At 41.5% G+C, this 18,335-nt stretch carries 18 protein-coding genes and 2 rRNA genes (1 of these 20 only partly in view); 19 read left to right on the forward strand and 1 reads right to left on the reverse strand.

Features of this window, described 5'->3' with window-relative positions:
• The 11 genes from AC6HZ4_RS00210 to rsmI all read left to right on the forward strand — a co-directional run.
• Positions 1 to 2,169: ribosomal RNA gene (locus tag AC6HZ4_RS00210) — 23S ribosomal RNA — on the forward strand (it extends 757 nt beyond the left edge of the window).
• Positions 2,170 to 2,227: 58 nt separating this feature from the next.
• Positions 2,228 to 2,343: ribosomal RNA gene (gene rrf / locus AC6HZ4_RS00215) — 5S ribosomal RNA — on the forward strand.
• Positions 2,344 to 2,510: 167 nt separating this feature from the next.
• On the forward strand, positions 2,511 to 2,705 hold the full coding sequence (locus tag AC6HZ4_RS00220; protein ID WP_497493058.1) for a sigma factor G inhibitor Gin: 195 nt from the start codon (positions 2,511 to 2,513) through the stop codon (positions 2,703 to 2,705).
• A 361-nt stretch (positions 2,706 to 3,066) separates the two neighbouring features.
• Positions 3,067 to 4,503 carry an aminotransferase class I/II-fold pyridoxal phosphate-dependent enzyme gene (locus tag AC6HZ4_RS00225; RefSeq protein ID WP_497493059.1) on the forward strand — a complete coding sequence of 479 codons (1,437 nt, stop codon included), beginning with the start codon at positions 3,067 to 3,069 and terminating at the stop codon, positions 4,501 to 4,503.
• A gap of 2 nt (positions 4,504 to 4,505) precedes the next feature.
• A complete protein-coding gene (gene tmk / locus AC6HZ4_RS00230; RefSeq protein ID WP_497495550.1) occupies positions 4,506 to 5,129 on the forward strand; it encodes a dTMP kinase in 624 nt (207 codons plus the stop codon).
• Between the two features lie 91 nt (positions 5,130 to 5,220).
• Positions 5,221 to 6,204, forward strand: coding sequence for a DNA polymerase III subunit delta' (holB, locus tag AC6HZ4_RS00235; RefSeq protein ID WP_497493060.1), 984 nt, complete (start codon positions 5,221 to 5,223; stop codon positions 6,202 to 6,204).
• 4 nt (positions 6,205 to 6,208) lie between these two features.
• On the forward strand, positions 6,209 to 7,036 hold the full coding sequence (locus tag AC6HZ4_RS00240) for a PSP1 domain-containing protein (protein ID WP_379949030.1): 828 nt from the start codon (positions 6,209 to 6,211) through the stop codon (positions 7,034 to 7,036).
• A gap of 14 nt (positions 7,037 to 7,050) precedes the next feature.
• A complete protein-coding gene (gene yabA, locus AC6HZ4_RS00245) occupies positions 7,051 to 7,404 on the forward strand; it encodes a DNA replication initiation control protein YabA (RefSeq protein WP_497493061.1) in 354 nt (117 codons plus the stop codon).
• A gap of 91 nt (positions 7,405 to 7,495) precedes the next feature.
• Positions 7,496 to 8,236, forward strand: a complete 741-nt coding sequence (locus AC6HZ4_RS00250; protein WP_497493062.1) for a tRNA1(Val) (adenine(37)-N6)-methyltransferase — start codon at positions 7,496 to 7,498, stop codon at positions 8,234 to 8,236.
• Positions 8,223 to 8,510 carry a GIY-YIG nuclease family protein gene (locus AC6HZ4_RS00255; RefSeq protein ID WP_497493063.1) on the forward strand — a complete coding sequence of 96 codons (288 nt, stop codon included), beginning with the start codon at positions 8,223 to 8,225 and terminating at the stop codon, positions 8,508 to 8,510. Before AC6HZ4_RS00250 ends, AC6HZ4_RS00255 begins: the two co-directional genes overlap by 14 nt.
• Positions 8,482 to 9,351, forward strand: coding sequence for a 16S rRNA (cytidine(1402)-2'-O)-methyltransferase (gene rsmI / locus AC6HZ4_RS00260; protein ID WP_497493064.1), 870 nt, complete (start codon positions 8,482 to 8,484; stop codon positions 9,349 to 9,351). Before AC6HZ4_RS00255 ends, rsmI begins: the two co-directional genes overlap by 29 nt.
• Positions 9,352 to 9,392: 41 nt before the next feature.
• Here the strand turns inward: rsmI and abrB are convergent, their stop codons facing one another.
• Positions 9,393 to 9,677 (reverse strand): transition state genes transcriptional regulator AbrB, encoded by a 285-nt coding sequence (gene abrB / locus AC6HZ4_RS00265; RefSeq protein WP_497493065.1) that lies wholly within the window; start codon positions 9,675 to 9,677, stop codon positions 9,393 to 9,395.
• A gap of 500 nt (positions 9,678 to 10,177) precedes the next feature.
• On the opposite strand from abrB, the gene metG reads away from it, so the two are divergent.
• From metG to AC6HZ4_RS00305, 8 genes are all read left to right on the forward strand, one after another.
• A complete protein-coding gene (metG, locus tag AC6HZ4_RS00270; protein ID WP_497493067.1) occupies positions 10,178 to 12,169 on the forward strand; it encodes a methionine--tRNA ligase in 1,992 nt (663 codons plus the stop codon).
• 175 nt (positions 12,170 to 12,344) lie between these two features.
• Positions 12,345 to 13,112: a TatD family hydrolase gene (locus tag AC6HZ4_RS00275; RefSeq protein WP_497493068.1), complete on the forward strand. Its 768-nt coding sequence runs from the start codon at positions 12,345 to 12,347 to the stop codon at positions 13,110 to 13,112.
• 139 nt (positions 13,113 to 13,251) lie between these two features.
• A complete protein-coding gene (locus AC6HZ4_RS00280; RefSeq protein ID WP_497495551.1) occupies positions 13,252 to 14,448 on the forward strand; it encodes a ubiquitin-like domain-containing protein in 1,197 nt (398 codons plus the stop codon).
• Between the two features lie 132 nt (positions 14,449 to 14,580).
• Positions 14,581 to 15,138, forward strand: a complete 558-nt coding sequence (rnmV, locus tag AC6HZ4_RS00285) for a ribonuclease M5 (protein ID WP_497493069.1) — start codon at positions 14,581 to 14,583, stop codon at positions 15,136 to 15,138.
• Positions 15,135 to 16,025 carry a 16S rRNA (adenine(1518)-N(6)/adenine(1519)-N(6))-dimethyltransferase RsmA gene (gene rsmA / locus AC6HZ4_RS00290; protein WP_497493070.1) on the forward strand — a complete coding sequence of 297 codons (891 nt, stop codon included), beginning with the start codon at positions 15,135 to 15,137 and terminating at the stop codon, positions 16,023 to 16,025. Before rnmV ends, rsmA begins: the two co-directional genes overlap by 4 nt.
• Positions 16,026 to 16,447: 422 nt before the next feature.
• Positions 16,448 to 17,323 carry a sporulation peptidase YabG gene (gene yabG, locus AC6HZ4_RS00295; RefSeq protein WP_497493071.1) on the forward strand — a complete coding sequence of 292 codons (876 nt, stop codon included), beginning with the start codon at positions 16,448 to 16,450 and terminating at the stop codon, positions 17,321 to 17,323.
• A gap of 335 nt (positions 17,324 to 17,658) precedes the next feature.
• A complete protein-coding gene (veg, locus tag AC6HZ4_RS00300; protein ID WP_497493073.1) occupies positions 17,659 to 17,928 on the forward strand; it encodes a biofilm formation stimulator Veg in 270 nt (89 codons plus the stop codon).
• A 93-nt stretch (positions 17,929 to 18,021) separates the two neighbouring features.
• Positions 18,022 to 18,204, forward strand: a complete 183-nt coding sequence (locus tag AC6HZ4_RS00305) for a small, acid-soluble spore protein, alpha/beta type (protein WP_129730950.1) — start codon at positions 18,022 to 18,024, stop codon at positions 18,202 to 18,204.
• Positions 18,205 to 18,335 lie beyond the last annotated feature (131 nt).

Consider the following 18,335-nt stretch of genomic DNA (forward strand, 5'->3'; position numbering starts at 1 on the left):
GGGTAACACCTACTGGAGGCCCGAACCCACGCACGTTGAAAAGTGCGGGGATGAGGTGTGGGTAGCGGAGAAATTCCAATCGAACCCGGAGATAGCTGGTTCTCCCCGAAATAGCTTTAGGGCTAGCCTCAAGTGCTAGAGTCTTGGAGGTAGAGCACTGATTGGACTAGGGGCCCCCATCGGGTTACCGAATTCAGTCAAACTCCGAATGCCAATGACTTATCCTTGGGAGTCAGACTGCGAGTGATAAGATCCGTAGTCAAAAGGGAAACAGCCCAGACCGCCAGCTAAGGTCCCAAAATGTATGTTAAGTGGAAAAGGATGTGGAGTTGCTTAGACAACTAGGATGTTGGCTTAGAAGCAGCCACCATTTAAAGAGTGCGTAATAGCTCACTAGTCGAGTGACTCTGCGCCGAAAATGTACCGGGGCTAAACATACTACCGAAGCTGCGGATTGATACCTTTTGGTATCAGTGGTAGGGGAGCGTTCTAAGGGCGGTGAAGCCAGATCGGAAGGACTGGTGGAGCGCTTAGAAGTGAGAATGCCGGTATGAGTAGCGAAAGATAGGTGAGAATCCTATCCACCGAATGCCTAAGGTTTCCTGAGGAAGGCTCGTCCGCTCAGGGTTAGTCGGGACCTAAGCCGAGGCCGAAAGGCGTAGGCGATGGACAACAGGTTGATATTCCTGTACCACCTCTTTACCGTTTGAGCGATGGAGGGACGCAGAAAGATAGGGGATGCATGCCGCTGGTTGTGCATGTCTAAGCAGTTAGGCTGGTAAGCAGGCAAATCCGCTTACCGTAAAGGCTGAGCTGTGATGGGGAAGCCCTTTATGGGCGAACTCCCTGATTCTACGCTGCCAAGAAAAGCTTCTAGCGATGGTATTTGGTGCCCGTACCGCAAACCGACACAGGTAGGCGAGGAGAGAATCCTAAGGTGAGCGAGAGAACTCTGGTTAAGGAACTCGGCAAAATGACCCCGTAACTTCGGGAGAAGGGGTGCTCTTCGTAAGGAGAGCCGCAGTGAATAGGCCCAAGCGACTGTTTAGCAAAAACACAGGTCTCTGCGAAGCCGCAAGGCGAAGTATAGGGGCTGACACCTGCCCGGTGCTGGAAGGTTAAGAGGAGAGGTTAGCTCTAGGCGAAGCTTTGAATCGAAGCCCCAGTAAACGGCGGCCGTAACTATAACGGTCCTAAGGTAGCGAAATTCCTTGTCGGGTAAGTTCCGACCCGCACGAAAGGTGTAACGACTTGGGCACTGTCTCAACCAGAGACTCGGTGAAATTATAGTACCTGTGAAGATGCAGGTTACCCGCGACAGGACGGAAAGACCCCGTGGAGCTTTACTGTAGCCTGATATTGAATTTTGGTACAGCTTGTACAGAATAGGCGGGAGCCTGGGAAGCCGGAGCGCCAGCTTCGGTGGAGGCGCCTGTGGGATACCGCTCTGGCTGTATTGAAGTTCTAACCCGCGCCCCTCATCGGGGCGGGAGACAGTGTCAGGTGGGCAGTTTGACTGGGGCGGTCGCCTCCTAAAGTGTAACGGAGGCGCCCAAAGGTTCCCTCAGAATGGTTGGAAATCATTCGAAGAGTGTAAAGGCATAAGGGAGCTTGACTGCGAGACCTACAAGTCGAGCAGGGACGAAAGTCGGGCTTAGTGATCCGGTGGTTCCGCATGGAAGGGCCATCGCTCAACGGATAAAAGCTACCCCGGGGATAACAGGCTTATCTCCCCCAAGAGTCCACATCGACGGGGAGGTTTGGCACCTCGATGTCGGCTCATCGCATCCTGGGGCTGTAGTCGGTCCCAAGGGTTGGGCTGTTCGCCCATTAAAGCGGTACGCGAGCTGGGTTCAGAACGTCGTGAGACAGTTCGGTCCCTATCCGTCGCGGGCGCAGGAAATTTGAGAGGAGCTGTCCTTAGTACGAGAGGACCGGGATGGACGCACCGCTGGTGTACCAGTTGTTCTGCCAAGGGCATCGCTGGGTAGCTATGTGCGGACGGGATAAGTGCTGAAAGCATCTAAGCATGAAGCCCCCCTCAAGATGAGATTTCCCATAGCGTCAAGCTAGTAAGATCCCTGAAAGATGATCAGGTTGATAGGTCTGAGGTGTAAGCGTGGCGACACGTGCAGCTGACAGATACTAATCGATCGAGGGCTTAATCATAATTACACAGCACAGCATGTTATCTAGTTTTGAGGGAATATCCTTCAAACAAAATAGGTCTAGTGATGATGGCGAAGAGGCCACACCCGTTCCCATACCGAACACGGAAGTTAAGCTCTTCAGCGCCGATGGTAGTTGGGGGTTTCCCCCTGTGAGAGTAGGACGTCGCTAGGCAGGAAAAAAGAACCGTTCTTTCCGGACGGTTCTTTTTGTTTTTTAAGGGTGACAGACACACCGCCTAAATATTTACATACGATAATAAGCAGAATGAATAAAAAAATATGAAAAGTCTGTATATATGCTGTGGAATTGTCAAGGATGTAAGTGTGGAGGTGGAGAAGATGAAAACACTTTTAACAGGTTTTGAAACAAAGCAATGTATTGTATGTGACTCAAGGCAGGAAAGAGGAATTTTTCTTTATAATGGATTTATATGTGAAGCTTGCGAACGGGATATTGTGCAAACAGAGACAGATGATGCAAAATACTTATTTTATTTACAACAGCTTCGTAAAATTCAACTACCTAAAATTTGATTATCTTTAGGTAAGGCTGATTAGTTTTGTGGACTATTTTTATAACAATAGGCATAAGGCCTATTATTTTTTTTGTCTAAAAAAGCGTACAATAAGAAAGAAGTTTTTATTAGGATAAGAATGTACATATCTTATGAGTGTTAACCTAGTGACTGATGAGAGAACAACTATTACCTGTTGGGAAAGATAGGCCGTTTCCACTTTTTCGAAAAGTAAGAAAGCAGTCCTTTTTGGTACTGCTTAGCTCCCATGGCTTGCTCTAGTCTCTAGGTAACCTCTGTAACAAAAGGAAAAAAGTATCTTGTGTGACAAGGAACATTCTTCAGCTTTTCTTAACTTAATTAGGAAAGGAGAAACAATTGTGAGGCAAAGAAATACACCGTTATATGACGCTTTAGCAGAATTTGCAAAAAAGAAGCCGATATCTCTTCATGTACCAGGGCATAAGAATGGATTGTATTTTCCATTTAAGGGAATACAGCATTTTCATAGTATACTAGAAATAGATTTGACAGAACTGTCAGGTTTGGATGATTTGCATTCTCCATCTGGCTGTATTGAGGAGGCACAGCAACTGCTGGCAGAGCTTTACGGTTCTTCAGCGAGCTACTTCCTTGTTAACGGCTCGACAGTTGGAAATCTTGCTATGGTTTTGGCTGTTTGTAAAGAGGATGATGTTGTACTTGTACAGCGCAATTGTCATAAGTCAATTATACATGGCTTGGAGTTAGCTGGAGCTATACCGATATTTTTAGCAGCAGAAGTAGATCAAGCTGCATATGTTTCCTGCGGTATTGCATATGAGACAGTGAAAGAAGCGTTAGAGCAGTATCCCCATGCAAAAGCAGTTATTTTAACGCATCCTAATTATTATGGACAAGCAGCAGATTTAACTGCGATTATTGAGTTAGCGCATGATATGGATATTCCTGTTTTAGTTGATGAGGCACACGGTGCACATTTTTGTTTAGGAAAGCCTTTTCCAAAATCAGCATTGGAATGTGGAGCTGACCTTGTTGTTCATTCTGCACATAAAACATTACCTGCTATGACAATGGGATCGTACTTGCATTTTAACAGCCGCCTAGTTGATCAAGAAGAGATTTCCCGTTACTTAAACATGCTTCAATCAAGCAGTCCTTCTTACCCAATTATGGCGTCTTTGGACCTCGCTCGTTTTTCACTCGCTCATTGGAAAAAGTCAGGTACAGAGGAGCTTCGATCTTTTATCATACAATTTCGTAAATCTTTAGCAAGGATTAAGCAAATCAAAGTGTTATCTTATACGAATCAAGATCCATTAAAAATTACTATTCAAACCAGATGCCATTTATCAGGCTATGAGCTTCAGGAGCTTTTCGAACAGGAAGGCATTTATACAGAATTGGCAGATCCATATAATGTTCTCCTAGTCCTACCTTTATGTATATCAGATACTTATATGGAAGCTATATCCCGTCTACATAAGGCGCTGCAGCAGTATGAAACAGTATCAGAGCTGGACATTCCTCCCCTCTTGCAGACAGCCTTATGCTCTGTTTTGCCATTTAGTTATAAGAGATTAAAGAAATATGAGACAAGGGTTATACCATTAGATCAAGCAGAAGGGTATATTGCGGGCGATATGCTTGTTCCATATCCTCCGGGAATCCCCCTTATTATGAGAGGAGAACGGATTACGAAAGAACATATAGTAAAGTGGCAACTGCTAGTGAAAAGTGGTGCGCGCTTTCAGGGGGATGCTTATATACAAGAAGGAAACATAAAGATATATGAAATAGAAGGAGAAGAGAAATGACTATGAAAGGCATGTTTATTACACTAGAAGGACCGGAGGGTTCTGGGAAATCTACGCTTATTACAAGGCTGCTCCCAGTTTTACAAGAAAAAGGGCATAAAGTCATGATTACGCGTGAACCTGGTGGAATTGTAATCGCAGAGGAAATTCGAATGATTTTACATAATAAGGAATATACAATGATGGATGCGAGAACAGAAGCTCTGCTCTACGCAGCAGCAAGAAGACAGCACTTGGCGGAGAAGGTAATGCCAGCTCTACAGGAAGGATATATTGTGGTATGTGATCGTTTTGTAGACAGCTCTCTTGCCTATCAAGGATACGCGAGAGGATTAGGGATTGATCATATATGGAGCATTAACCAATTCGCAATTGAGGATTGTATGCCGCAGCTCACTATTTATTTAGATATAAATCCTTCTGTTGGATTAGAGAGGATCTATAAGGACAGTAATAGGGAAGTAAATCGTCTTGATTTAGAGAGTATTTCTTTTCACGAACGTGTACGTGAGGGATATTTACAGCTAGCAGAACGTTTCCAAAATCGTATTGTTACAGTGGATGCTCATCAGCCTGCAGGGGTCGTTTTTGAGAAGGTCCTGCAAATCATTGAAGATCGTTTGTAATTAATTGGAAGCAGAGCGTTTCTTCCCTATATGTGCAAAAAAGTTGCTATAATAGAGAGGAACGACAATTTCAGATAAGAGAGTGGTACGAATGGCAAAAACGTGGGAGCAGCTTCGAATGATGCAGCCAATTGCCGGCAAGATGCTCACAAACAGTATCGTTAAGCAGCGCCTTTCCCACGCATACTTGCTAGAGGGGCCAAAGGGAACTGGAAAGCTTGAGACAGCGCTGCAAATCGCAAAAAGTGTATTTTGCTCACAGCGAGAGGGGTTTGAGCCTTGTCAGGCATGCAGCAATTGTCGCCGAATTGAATCGGGTAACCATCCGAATGTGTATACGGTGAAACCAGATGGATTGTCTATTAAGAAGCAACAAATTCAGAACCTTCAAGAGGAATTTTCCAAAACAGGTTTAGAGTCTAACAAGAAGGTTTATATTATAGAGCATGCTGAACGTATGACAGCAAATGCGGCAAATACGCTATTGAAGTTTTTAGAGGAACCAAAGAGTGAAACGACAGCTGTTTTGTTAACAGAGCAAAGTCAACAAATATTGGATACTATTTTATCAAGATGCCAAATCCTTACCTTTCTTCCGCTGCAAAAGAATCTATTGATTGAGCAGTTAAAGGAACAGGGTGCTTCCCTATCATTAGCTAGTACAGCTGCACAGCTTACGAATAATCTTGAAGAAGCGCTTTCCTTTTGCAATGAGGAATGGTTTGCACAAGCTAGAACTTTAGTGATAAAATTATGTGAAGCCTTAGGGAAGGAAACTTCATCGCTCTTTTTCGTACAAGAGAAATGGATAAAACATTTTGCAGAGAAAGAACAGCTGCAGATGGGGTTGGATATGCTCCTTCTCATTTATAAGGATTTACTATATGTACAGCTAGGCGAGGGAGAGAAGGTTGTGTTTCAAGATCAAAGAGCGCTTTTGGAATCTCTCTCTTATTCTCAGAAACGAATGATATCGGCTCTTTCCTATATATTAGAAGCAAAAAATAAACTCAATGCTAATGTCAGCTTGCCGCTTGTGCTGGAGCAATTAGTATTGCGTTTGCAGGAGGGATAGAAGTTTGTATGATGTAGTAGGAGTGCGTTTTAAAAAGGCAGGCAAAATCTACTACTTCGACCCGAATAACTTGGACATCGGAGAGAATGAATTTGTCATTGTTGAAACAGTCAGGGGCGTAGAGTACGGTAAGGTAGTAATGAATAAAAAACAAGTGGATGATAACGATGTGGTATTGCCATTAAAAAAAGTCATTCGCATTGCAGACGAAAATGACCGTACAATCGTAGAAGAAAATAAGAAAGCGGCAAAAGAAGCATACGAGGTTTGCTTGCAGAAGGTAACAGATCACGAGCTGGATATGAAGCTCGTGGATGTCGAATATACATTTGACCGGAATAAGGTAATTTTTTATTTTACAGCAGATGGACGAATTGATTTCCGTGAGCTTGTAAAGGATTTAGCATCTATTTTCCGTACGCGTATTGAGCTTCGACAAATCGGAGTGCGCGATGAGGCAAAAATGCTGGGCGGAATCGGACCATGTGGACGGATGCTTTGTTGTTCAACTTTTTTGGGGGATTTTGAACCTGTATCGATAAAAATGGCAAAGGATCAAAATTTATCATTAAATCCTGCTAAAATCTCAGGCTTATGTGGACGTTTAATGTGTTGTTTGAAATATGAAAATGATGAGTATGAAGCAGCTAAAGAGCAGCTTCCAGATTTGGATGAGAAAATACAAACACCGAACGGTCTTGGTCGTGTGGTAGGATTGAATATATTGGAGCGATTAATTCAAGTTGAGCTCATGGACAAAGAACGTATTATAGAATTCACGTTAGATGAACTCATCAATGAGGGAGTCGTTTCGAGTCAAACCACAGATTGATGAGGTGGGTGCTTTTGGAGAAGAAAGATATTTTTGCAGCGGTTTCCAGTATGGAGGAGCAAATTGGGTCTCTGTATAAACAGCTAGGAGAATTAAAGCAGCATATTGCTGAATTAATCGAAGAAAATCAGCATATTAAGCTAGAAAATGAAAATTTGCGACGCCGTTTTGATGATGGGACAGCTGAGAATAAAAGTCGGCAGTCCCGAAAGCGAAAAGAGCAGAAGCCAATAACAGATATTGGAGAGGGATACGACAATTTGGCAAGGCTGTACCAAGAAGGATTTCATATTTGTAATTTACATTATGGAAGTGTTCGTAAAGAAGGCGATTGTTTATTTTGTCTCTCATTCCTAAATAAGAAATAAAATTACCTTTCCAATAAGTTGGAAAGGTAATTTTTTGCCGTTTATACATACTAGAAAAGAATCAATCAGGAAGGATAGAGGTTGGAAAGAGATGGAGCTATATGGTGATGAACGTCTTGATTATTTACTTGCAGAGGATATGAAAATTATTCAAAGTCCATCTGTGTTTAATTTCTCTTTAGATGCTGTCCTCCTTGCAAATTTTGCATGGCTGCCTATTCAAAGGGGGAACATTATGGACCTATGTACTGGGAATGCTGTTATTCCGCTTTTGATGAGTAAGCGTACAAAGGGCATGATCACAGGGGTAGAGATACAGGAGCGCATTTATAATATGGGTGTGCGCAGTGTGAATTATAATAAATTAGAAAACCGTATTCATCTGATTCACGGTGATTTGAAGGATATGCCAAAGGAGCTCGGTTATCATAAATATGATGTAGTTACGTGCAATCCTCCTTATTTTCAAACACCAAAGCCGTCAGAGCAAAATTTGAATGAGCATTTAGCGATTGCCCGTCATGAGATTCTATGTACATTAGAGGATGTTGTACGGGTGAGCAGCCAGCTGGTGAAGCAGGGAGGAAAGGTAGCGTTTGTTCATCGTCCGGGACGGCTTTTGGATATTGTTACATTAATGAGACAGTACAAAATTGAACCAAAGCGAATTCAGTTTGTATATCCGAAGCAAGGTAAGGAAGCTAATACGCTGCTAATAGAGGGGATAAAGGATGGAAATCCAGATTTGAAAATTCTGCCGCCCCTTATTGTATATCAGGAAAATGATGAGTATACGAAGGAGCTTCGCAAAATTTTATATGGAGAAGAATAGCCATTTCTTTTATGTATTATTATGTAGTGACGGTACCTATTACGCTGGATATACAAATCATTTGGAAAAGCGCCTAGCTGTTCATAATAAAGGTACAGGAGCCCGTTATACAAGGGGGCGCCGACCTGTTAGTTTGTATTACTATGAGGAGTTTGCGCACAAGAGTGATGCAATGAAAGCAGAGTATCGATTTAAGCAGCTTACACGCAAGCAGAAGGAAGAGTATATGCAAAAAGGAGAACTATATGTGGCAGCAAAAAAGCTTTCAAACTGAAGGGGAAGGAACATTATTATTAGTTCCGACACCAATAGGGAATTTAGAGGATATGACATATCGGGCTGTCCGAATGCTGCAGGAGGCAGATTTAATTGCGGCAGAAGATACGAGACAGACGAAAAAACTTTGCCATTATTTTAAGATAGAGACACCTGTAATAAGCTATCATGAGCATAATAAGGATATAAGCGGGCCAAGAATATTGGATTTGCTTGCAGAGGGGAGAACAGTAGCACTTGTTAGCGATGCAGGAACTCCTTGTATCTCTGACCCAGGCTATGAATTAGTTGTAGCGGCAGTGGGGCATCAATATAAAGTTGTTCCGCTTCCGGGAGCTAATGCAGCGCTCACAGCCTTGATTGCTTCTGGATTGCCGACAAAGCATTTTCACTTCTATGGATTTTTACAAAGGCAGAAAAGGGAGAAGAAAGAGGAATTGACAGGCCTGCGTCATGTACGGGACACTTTAATTTTTTATGAAGCACCGCATCGACTAGAGGATACATTATCCGCTATGCTGGAAGTATGGGGAAATCGTTCAGTTGTGCTTTGCCGGGAATTGACAAAGAAATTTGAGGAATTTATTCGAGGTACATTGGAAGAAGCTGTGCAATGGGCGAACTCCTCCGAGGTACGAGGGGAATTTTGTATTATCGTTCAGGGTTCCTTAGAAGAGCCGATAGAGGAAGAATATTGGTGGCAAGCCATGTCTATCTATGATCATGTAGAGTTTTACATATCCGAAAAACAGCTATCTTCAAAGGAGGCAATTAAAGCTGTCGCAAAGGATCGAGATATATCGAAGCGGGATGTATATCAAGCATATCATGTAGAATAATAAAAGCTTCTCTTTGAAGAAAAGAGAAGCTTTTTCTATGATTACTTTGCAACTGTAAGATATTGTTGTAGCTCTTTTAAAACTGCCTCTGCACCTTCTGAGCTTAATACAATTTTACCGCCGGCTAAAGAAAGATTTTTATCAGATACTTCGCCTGTTACTTGGCAAGTCATGTTTGGCTTGTATTTCTTTAAGATGATTTTTTCGTCATCTACATAAATTTCAAGAGCATCTTTTTCTGCGATTCCTAATGTACGGCGTAATTCGATTGGAATGACTACGCGTCCTAACTCATCAACTTTACGAACGATACCAGTGGATTTCATACTGTATTCTCCTCCCAAAAATCTGTTATTTATGTCTTATTTCATCATTTTTCGACAAAAACTTCATGTGTTTATAGTACCAATCATTTACATTTTAGTCAATTGGTAAATTACAAAAATATCAAATTTTATTAATAATGTAAGATTATGCTGTAGATTTCCTGGGTTTATGCACATAGAAGAATTTTTTTATCCGAGAAATAATGTGTGTGATATTGTAATAGTCATGTTTACTTCTTATAAATATAATATCATTTTTTGTCGAAAAAAGTCTAATGAAAATTTCTTTTTTTTTGAATTTTTAGGATGGTTTGGTTTCAAAGTATACACATTTCCATAAAAAACAAGAGTATGTGGGAGAAGGATGTATATTTTGAGGAAGCAATAGAAATACATGATAATATATAAAAAGGCAGGTAACAGGCTCTCGTCTTTATATTAGAATTTTTGTTATACTGTTTATAAATACATACAACTAAGGTCATTTGGGAGGTTTAACAGTGACAGAAGGAAAGAAAACATTTTACATTACAACGCCGATTTATTATCCGAGCGGCAAGCTGCATATCGGGCATGCATATACAACGGTAGCCGGCGATGCAATGGCTCGTTATAAAAGACTAAGAGGGTTTGATGTTCACTATCTAACAGGAACAGATGAACATGGTCAAAAAATTCAAAAGAAAGCGGAAGAATTAGGTGTTACACCACAGGCATATGTAGACGACATTGTAGCAGGAATCAAAGAATTATGGAATAAAATGGATATATCCTATAATGATTTTATTCGTACAACTGAAGATCGTCATAAAGAAGTGGTAGAGAAAATTTTTGCAAGATTGCTCGAACAGGGTGATATTTACTTAGATGAGTATGAAGGCTGGTACTCTGTGCAGGACGAAACGTTTTATACAGAGCATCAATTGGCAGATCCGATTATTGAGAACGGAAAAGTTGTAGGTGGAAAAAGCCCTGATAGCGGTCACCCAGTTGAACTTGTGCGTGAGGAATCCTATTTCTTCAGACTAGAGAAGTACGCAGATCGTTTGCTGAAGTATTATGAAGAAAATCCAAACTTTATCCAACCGGAATCACGTAAAAATGAGATGATTAACAATTTTATTAAGCCAGGGCTAGAGGATTTAGCTGTCTCTCGAACTTCTTTTGATTGGGGCATTAAGGTGCCAGGCAACCCGAAGCATGTTATTTATGTATGGATCGATGCGTTATCCAACTATATTACTGCCCTTGGTTATAATACAGAAAATGAAGAAAAATACCGCAAATATTGGCCAGCTGATGTTCATTTGGTTGGAAAGGAAATCGTCCGCTTCCATACAATTATTTGGCCAATTTTGTTGATGGCTTTGGATTTACCGCTTCCGAAAAAGGTATTTGCGCACGGCTGGATTTTAATGAAGGACGGTAAAATGAGCAAATCAAAAGGAAATGTAGTAGACCCAGTTACATTAATAGATCGCTACGGCTTAGATGCTCTTCGTTATTATTTGCTTCGTGAAGTTCCGTTTGGCTCTGACGGTGTGTTCACTCCAGAAGGGTTTATCGAGAGAATCAATTATGACCTAGCAAATGATTTAGGCAACTTGTTAAATCGTACAGTGGCAATGATTGATAAGTATTTTGATGGAGAAATTCCTGCTTATAAAGGGAATGTAACAGAATTTGATGCAGAACTAGTATCCTTTGCGGAGGAGACAGTAAAGCACGTAGAAGATGCGATGGAGGATATGGAGTTTTCTGTTGCATTAACGGCAATTTGGCAGCTTGTTAGCCGATCCAATAAGTATATTGATGAAACACAGCCATGGACATTGGCAAAGAATGAGGAAAACCGCGAGAAGCTAGAGGCTGTGATGGCTCACCTGGCTGAAGCCTTGCGTCAAATAGCCGTAATGCTCACGCCGTTCTTAACAGGAGCACCTACTAAAATGTTTGAACAGCTTGGTGTTATAGAAGATTCATGGAAAACTTGGGACAGTCTACATGATTTCGGGCTTATAAAAGGTGGAACAAAGGTATCGAAAGGACAACCTATTTTCCCACGTTTGGAAACAGAACCTGAAGTAGAGTATATTAAGTCGAAGATGAAAGGTTCGGCACCAAAAGTGGAAGAGAAAAAGGAAGAAGCAGCTCCAAAAGAAGAAATTGCGGAAATTTCAATTGATGACTTTTTTAAGGTGGATTTACGTGTAGCTGAAGTGCTGCATGCTGAGCCTGTTAAAGGTGCAGATAAGCTATTGAAGCTGCAGCTTGACCTAGGGTCAGAAAAACGACAGGTTGTATCAGGAATTGCTAAATTCTATTCTCCAGAAGAATTAAAAGGGAGAAAAGTTATTTGTGTTACAAATCTAAAGCCTGTAAAATTACGTGGTGAATTATCACAAGGAATGATTTTAGCTGGTACAGATAATGGTAAGCTTTCATTAGCTACTGTCGATCAGACGCTGGCTAACGGGACTAAAATTAAATAGGTTTGACAAAAATAGGGATGTTTCACGTGTAACATACGGGAATCATCCCTTTTCTCTGTCGAAAAGACCATTGTTTTCCTGATTTGTATCGGAATTGTAATATAGTTGTTATTCCGCTGTTAGGAAAGTAATTTATTGTTATGCTAGACTTAAAATAAGTAAAGGGGATATCGTTATGCTATTTGATACGCATGTGCATTTAAATGCGGAGCAATTCAATGAAGATTTAGAACAAGTCATAGAACGAGCAAAGCAAGCGGGTGTTACAAATGTTGTTGTTGTCGGATTTGATGATGTAACAATCCCGAAAGCGATAGAGTTGGCTGATAAATATGATTTTATCTATGCGGCTGTTGGATGGCATCCTGTCGATGCAGTTGACATGACAGATGAGCATTTACAATGGTTGGAGGAATTAGCTGCTCACCCTAAGGTGGTTGCACTTGGAGAAATGGGTCTTGATTATTATTGGGATAAATCTCCGAAAGAAGTGCAGCAAGAAGTATTTCGAAAGCAAATTAGACTAGCTAAGAAAGTAAAGCTCCCAATTATCATCCATAATCGCGAAGCAACGCAGGATATCATCGACATTCTGAGTGAAGAAGATGCTTCCGAGGTTGGAGGGATTATGCACTGCTTTGGCGGAAGTGTTGAAACTGCAAAGCAATGCATTGATATGAATTTCCTCATTTCACTAGGTGGACCTGTAACGTTCAAAAATGCAAAAAAACCAAAGGAAGTTGCAACAGAGATTCCATTGGAAAAGTTGCTAATTGAAACGGATTGTCCGTACTTAGCTCCCCACCCGTTTCGAGGTAAGCGCAATGAACCTGGTTTTGTAAAGCTCGTCGCAGAGGAAATCGCTCAGTTAAAAGGGATTTCTTATGAGGAAGTAGCAGCAAAAACAGCAGAAAATGCAAAACAACTATTTAATCTTCCATAAGAGGCGGAGGCGTGCTTGCACGCCTAATCTGCATCTCTTCCCCTATTTTTATTCCAACTGTGCCAGTCTGCTAGATTAGTAGGAGGGAGCCAAGCTAGTCAATCGTATCTCAACGAGAAAAAGGAGGCGTTTCATTGTGATGTTTCACACGGGAAACCTATTATCGAGGTTAAGGACGAGCAAAAAGCTAGCATTACAACTTACAAGTGCTCTAGTAGTTTCAAGTTCAGTCGGTACAGCTGCTTATGCCGCAACAAAAGATGGTGTAACCATTGAATTAGACGGAAAAAAACAAGTAGTGTATACACATGCTGATACAGTAGGAGAATTGTTAAAGGATGAAAAGATTAAGGTAGCAAATCGAGACTATATATCTGTAGCCTTATCTAAAAAAGTCAAGGATGATATGCAGTTTGTTATTACAAAAGCAAAGCCTTTCACCTTAGATGTGAACGGGAAGTCCCAAACGGTTTGGTCAACAGCGAAAACTGTGCAGGAGCTTTTAGATAAGCAAAATATTCAATTAGGTGAGCATGATAAGATAACACCAGAAAAGAATGCAGTAATTCATGGTTCTGAGACAATTAAGATAGAAACAGCATTTCCTGTTACATTGAATGTCGGCGGTCAACAAACACAAGCATGGTCAACTTCGATTACTGTCGCTGACTTTTTGAAGCAGCAGCAAGTGGCGTTGCAGGAGTTAGATAAGGTAACCCCAGCACTAGACCAACTCCTTGCAGAAAATACACTTGTGACTGTTACAAAAGTAGAAAAAGTCACCGATGTGGTGGAAGAACCAATTCCGGCTGCGGTAGTTAAGCAGAAGGATGATTCTCTTCCAGCAGGCACTGAAAAGGTGCTTCAGGAAGGAGAGGACGGGACGATCCGGAGAACCTTTGAAGTAGTGAAGGAGAACGGCGTTGTTACGGCACGAAATCTTCAAAAGGAAGAGAAGCTGAAGGAAAGTAAGGACCGTATTATTGCAGTTGGAACAAAGAATGCAGACAATTATGATACACCATCTCGTGGTAATGATGCAGCAGCTTCAGAGTTCTATGTAGAGGCAACGGCTTATGGTCCGGACTGCGCGGGCTGCTCAGGGATCACTAAAAGCGGATACAATATTAAAGCCAACCCGAATATGAAGCTGATTGCGGTAGATCCGCGTATTATTCCGCTAGGATCGAAGGTATGGGTAGAAGGCTATGGATATGCGATTGCTGGAGATACAGGAGGCGCAATTAAAGGACATCGCATTGACGTGCTATTCCCATCTGAAGCAAAAGCATCTTCCTGGGGGCGTAAACGTGTGAAGGTTCGTGTTTTACGATAAAATAAAGTTGTAAAGAAGCAGAGGAAGCTCCTCTGCTTTTTAATTTTTTTATATATGGAAAATAATAATGGAAAAGCTGTTTGTTTTTTTGTTTAATTAGTAGGGAGTAAAGAAGGAAGCATGGAGGCAGGAATGAAAATAAAAGAGGTAATTGTCGTGGAGGGAAAAGACGACACAGTTGCAATTAAGCGGGCAGTAAATGCGGATACAATTGAAACGAATGGCTCTGCGGTAGATGATGAAGTAATTGAACGTATTCGTCTTGCACAGCAAAAACGGGGTGTTATTATTTTTACAGACCCGGATTTTCCAGGAGAGCGTATCCGCCATATTGTTTCACAAAGGGTACCAGGCTGCAAGCATGCCTTTTTGCCTAAGGAGGAGGCCCTTGCGAAGAGGAATAAGGGTGTAGGTATTGAGCATGCCTCTAACGAAGCGATACAACGTGCACTGCAAAATGTGCAGCAGGAAGCAGAAGAATACATAAGTGAAATTACATGGGAAGACTTAGTGACAGCTGGATTAATTGGCGGAGATAAAGCCAGCACCCGGCGTGACCATCTTGGAAAGCTGCTGAAAATCGGTCGTACGAACGGAAAACAGCTATACAAACGAATTACGATGTTTCAAATTTCAAAGGAGGCTTTTGCAGCTGCATTAGCCCAGGTATTACAGGAGGAAAAAGAATGAAGGATATTGCAACGCCAAATCGGACGAAGGGTATTTTAGAGAAGTATGGATTCTCTTTCAAAAAAAGCCTTGGACAAAACTTTTTAATTGATACAAATGTTTTAAATCGGATTGTTGATTTTGCGGATATGGGCTCGGAAACAGCTGCGATTGAGATTGGACCAGGGATTGGAGCTTTAACTGAACAACTAGCGAAGCGGGCAAAAAAGGTTGTTGCATTCGAAATTGATCAAAGGCTGCTTCCTATTCTTGCGGAAACATTAGAGCCTTATGATAATGTGAAAGTCATTCATAGTGATGTGCTAAAAGCGAATGTTAAGCAGGTTGTAGAGGAGGAGTTCACACAGGGCCAGGATATTATGGTTGTTGCCAACCTTCCCTACTATGTTACAACTCCTATTTTATTTAAGCTATTAGAGGAGCAGCTCCCGATTCGCGGCATTGTTGTTATGCTCCAAAAGGAAGTTGCCGATCGCATCGCGGCAGCGCCGGGAACGAAGGACTATGGCTCCCTTTCTATTGCTATTCAATACTATACAGAAGCGGAGACGGTTATGGTTGTTCCGCGTACGGTATTTGTTCCGCAGCCAAATGTTGATTCTGCTGTAATCCGTCTGACGAAACGCGAAAAGCCTGCTGTGACGGTGCAGGATGAAGGATTTTTCTTCGAGGTTGTACGTGCTAGCTTTGCGCAGCGTCGTAAAACATTAATGAATAACCTCGTCCATAACCTGCAAGGTGTTCCGAAAGATAAGGACCTATTGGAGCAGGCGCTTCAGGAGGCAGGTATTGATCCAAAGCGAAGAGGCGAGACGTTAACAATCGAGGAATTTGGTCGTTTAAGTGATGCTCTATATAGTCAGAAAGTAAATAACAGTTCTGTTTGAGTTATTAAGTTTTCATCCCTTTCTAAAGAGATTTCCACTCCCAAGGATATTGGGAGTCTGTTTATAGCTATAATACGCATCAAAATCATCCGCCTTTTTGTAAAGGGCGGTTTTTTATATTTTAATATTGAATAAATTTCCAGATAAAAGCTGATTTAATGCAGTGGGAAGTTTCAAGAATAAAATATAAAGGCAAATACTTCTCTATCTTCGCCTAAAGGCCGCTAATCGGCGAGTTTTCTTTAAAAGGTAAGAAAATATACCTTTTTGTGGGGGCGTTTCTGCTTTTCTTATTTACCTCAGGAGGGACTCCTTCGATTTTTCTTTCTTAGTCACGCTTTTCTGATTTTTTCATAGGCTAAAAACAGAACATCAACGTTGCAGTTATCCCTGTGTACTTATGAGGCTGGAGGTAGAAAGGAATGGAGGTAAAGGTTGGAGATTTAGTGGAAAGAGCGTCTTATCAACGCGATCTTCTTTTTCGTGTTACAGAAATTAAAGAAGAGAACGGCAAAGCCATTGCGATTCTTTTTGGGGCAGAGTTCCGTATAGAAGCTGATGCACCTTTGGATGATTTGATCGTAGTTGGTCAGCGTGAATATAAAGCTAGAGAAAAGCAGGCGATTGATACACTTGAAAAAACATATCGTTTATTTCAACAGGACCATCATTTAGCAAAGCAACGCAATGAGTATTATTCTACGGGAGGATATGCGAGCGAAGTCAGCTATTTTCAGGTGCCTGGGCGAGTGCTTCATCTAGATGGAGATCCGTTGTACCTACAGAAGTGCTTAGATTTATATACAAAAATAGGGGTTCCTGTACAAGGGGTGCATTGTAAAGAAACAGAAATGCATGAGAAAATTGGAGATTTGCTTGATTATTATCAGCCTGATATTCTCGTCATTACAGGACATGACGCTTATGCGAAAACAAAAGGGAAAATGAATGATATGAAAGCATACCGTCATTCTAGACACTTTGTACAGGCTGTCCGAGAGGCAAGAAAGAAATATCCATCACTTGATCACCTGGTGATTTTTGCAGGAGCCTGTCAATCGAATTTTGAAGCTTTAATTCGGGCAGGAGCAAATTTTGCCAGCTCGCCGTCGCGTATTAACATTCATGCTCTAGATCCTGTGTACGTTGTGGCAAAAATCAGCTTTACCTCTTTTATGGAGCGGGTGAACGTATGGGATGTTATACGGAATACGATCACAGGAGAAAGAGGGCTTGGCGGCATTGAGACGAAGGGAATACTGCGAACGGGCTTGCCATTCCAATATTATGAGGAATAGCAAATAAGCAAGGGGAAAGCCCTTGCTTATTTGCTATCGGTTTCTATTCTTTAAGAGGTTATAAATTTTCAGCTGGAGTCTAATTAAATATTGTGGTAAATTTCGGTGATTAGGTAACAGTACAACTACGCCGCTGTCTTTGACTAAAGGCTCGACAATCGGCGAGTTTTCTTTAAAAGGCAGTAGACGAAAAAGGTCTTCCTGCAGCGAAAATAATTCTCTCTTCATGAGCAGAGCGGGTGATGTACTTTTTTCTTATACATAAAAAATCCAAAATAAGTACAAGCTATGTATGTTGAGAAGCAAAATCTGAAAACAGCGAGGTGCAGCAAGAAATGGCGAAGCAGTTGAGTGAGATTAAAACCGTTTTGGATAATCAGCTTGGCAGAAGGCTTACATTAAAAGCAAATAGCGGGCGACGAAAAACCATTGAGCGATCCGGGGTTTTGGCAGAAACATACCCTTCCGTTTTTGTTGTACAGTTGGACCAACAGGAGGATACATTTCAGCGTGTCTCCTACAGCTATGCGGATATTTTAACAGAAACGGTGGAATTAACTTTTTTAGATGAGCATGGCAGCGACATAGCATGGGGTGGACAATAAACTATCCATGTATATTATTACATATATTACCGCAGTAAAAACCTTATGGTTTCGCATACTAACAGTAACGCAGCTGAAAAGGGGGTTCTTATATTGAGCAGAAGAAGAGGGATTATGTCTGAACAATTTAAAGAAGAACTTGCGAAAGAGCTTGGATTTTATGATGTTGTGAAAACAGAGGGCTGGGGCGGCATTCGTGCCAAAGATGCAGGGAATATGGTGAAGCGTGCCATTGAGCTTGCAGAGCAACATCTCGCAAACCAACGAAATCAGTAGCTTATCGATTTTTCTATGCTGCGGCGCCGAGGGAGAATTTCCTCGGCTTTTTTCTTTTTACCACGTTTCCTTTATAATGTTTCTATATGATGGAAGAACAGCATGGTATCATGAGTTTTATGATAAAATAG

The organism is Ectobacillus sp. OTK, assembly GCF_059698935.1.

What these genes read in the sequence shown, in the direction of transcription:
- AC6HZ4_RS00220 (WP_497493058.1), top strand. Translation starts at nt 2,511, where the DNA reads ATGAAAACACTTTTAACAGGTTTTGAAACAAAGCAATGTATTGTATGT.
- tmk (WP_497495550.1), top strand. Translation starts at nt 4,506, where the DNA reads ATGAAAGGCATGTTTATTACACTAGAAGGACCGGAGGGTTCTGGGAAA.
- holB (WP_497493060.1), top strand. Translation starts at nt 5,221, where the DNA reads ATGGCAAAAACGTGGGAGCAGCTTCGAATGATGCAGCCAATTGCCGGC.
- AC6HZ4_RS00250 (WP_497493062.1), top strand. Translation starts at nt 7,496, where the DNA reads ATGGAGCTATATGGTGATGAACGTCTTGATTATTTACTTGCAGAGGAT.
- AC6HZ4_RS00255 (WP_497493063.1), top strand. Translation starts at nt 8,223, where the DNA reads ATGGAGAAGAATAGCCATTTCTTTTATGTATTATTATGTAGTGACGGT.
- rsmI (WP_497493064.1), top strand. Translation starts at nt 8,482, where the DNA reads ATGTGGCAGCAAAAAAGCTTTCAAACTGAAGGGGAAGGAACATTATTA.
- abrB (WP_497493065.1), bottom strand. Translation starts at nt 9,677, where the DNA reads ATGAAATCCACTGGTATCGTTCGTAAAGTTGATGAGTTAGGACGCGTA.
- AC6HZ4_RS00275 (WP_497493068.1), top strand. Translation starts at nt 12,345, where the DNA reads ATGCTATTTGATACGCATGTGCATTTAAATGCGGAGCAATTCAATGAA.
- AC6HZ4_RS00280 (WP_497495551.1), top strand. Translation starts at nt 13,252, where the DNA reads ATGTTTCACACGGGAAACCTATTATCGAGGTTAAGGACGAGCAAAAAG.
- rnmV (WP_497493069.1), top strand. Translation starts at nt 14,581, where the DNA reads ATGAAAATAAAAGAGGTAATTGTCGTGGAGGGAAAAGACGACACAGTT.
- rsmA (WP_497493070.1), top strand. Translation starts at nt 15,135, where the DNA reads ATGAAGGATATTGCAACGCCAAATCGGACGAAGGGTATTTTAGAGAAG.
- yabG (WP_497493071.1), top strand. Translation starts at nt 16,448, where the DNA reads ATGGAGGTAAAGGTTGGAGATTTAGTGGAAAGAGCGTCTTATCAACGC.
- veg (WP_497493073.1), top strand. Translation starts at nt 17,659, where the DNA reads ATGGCGAAGCAGTTGAGTGAGATTAAAACCGTTTTGGATAATCAGCTT.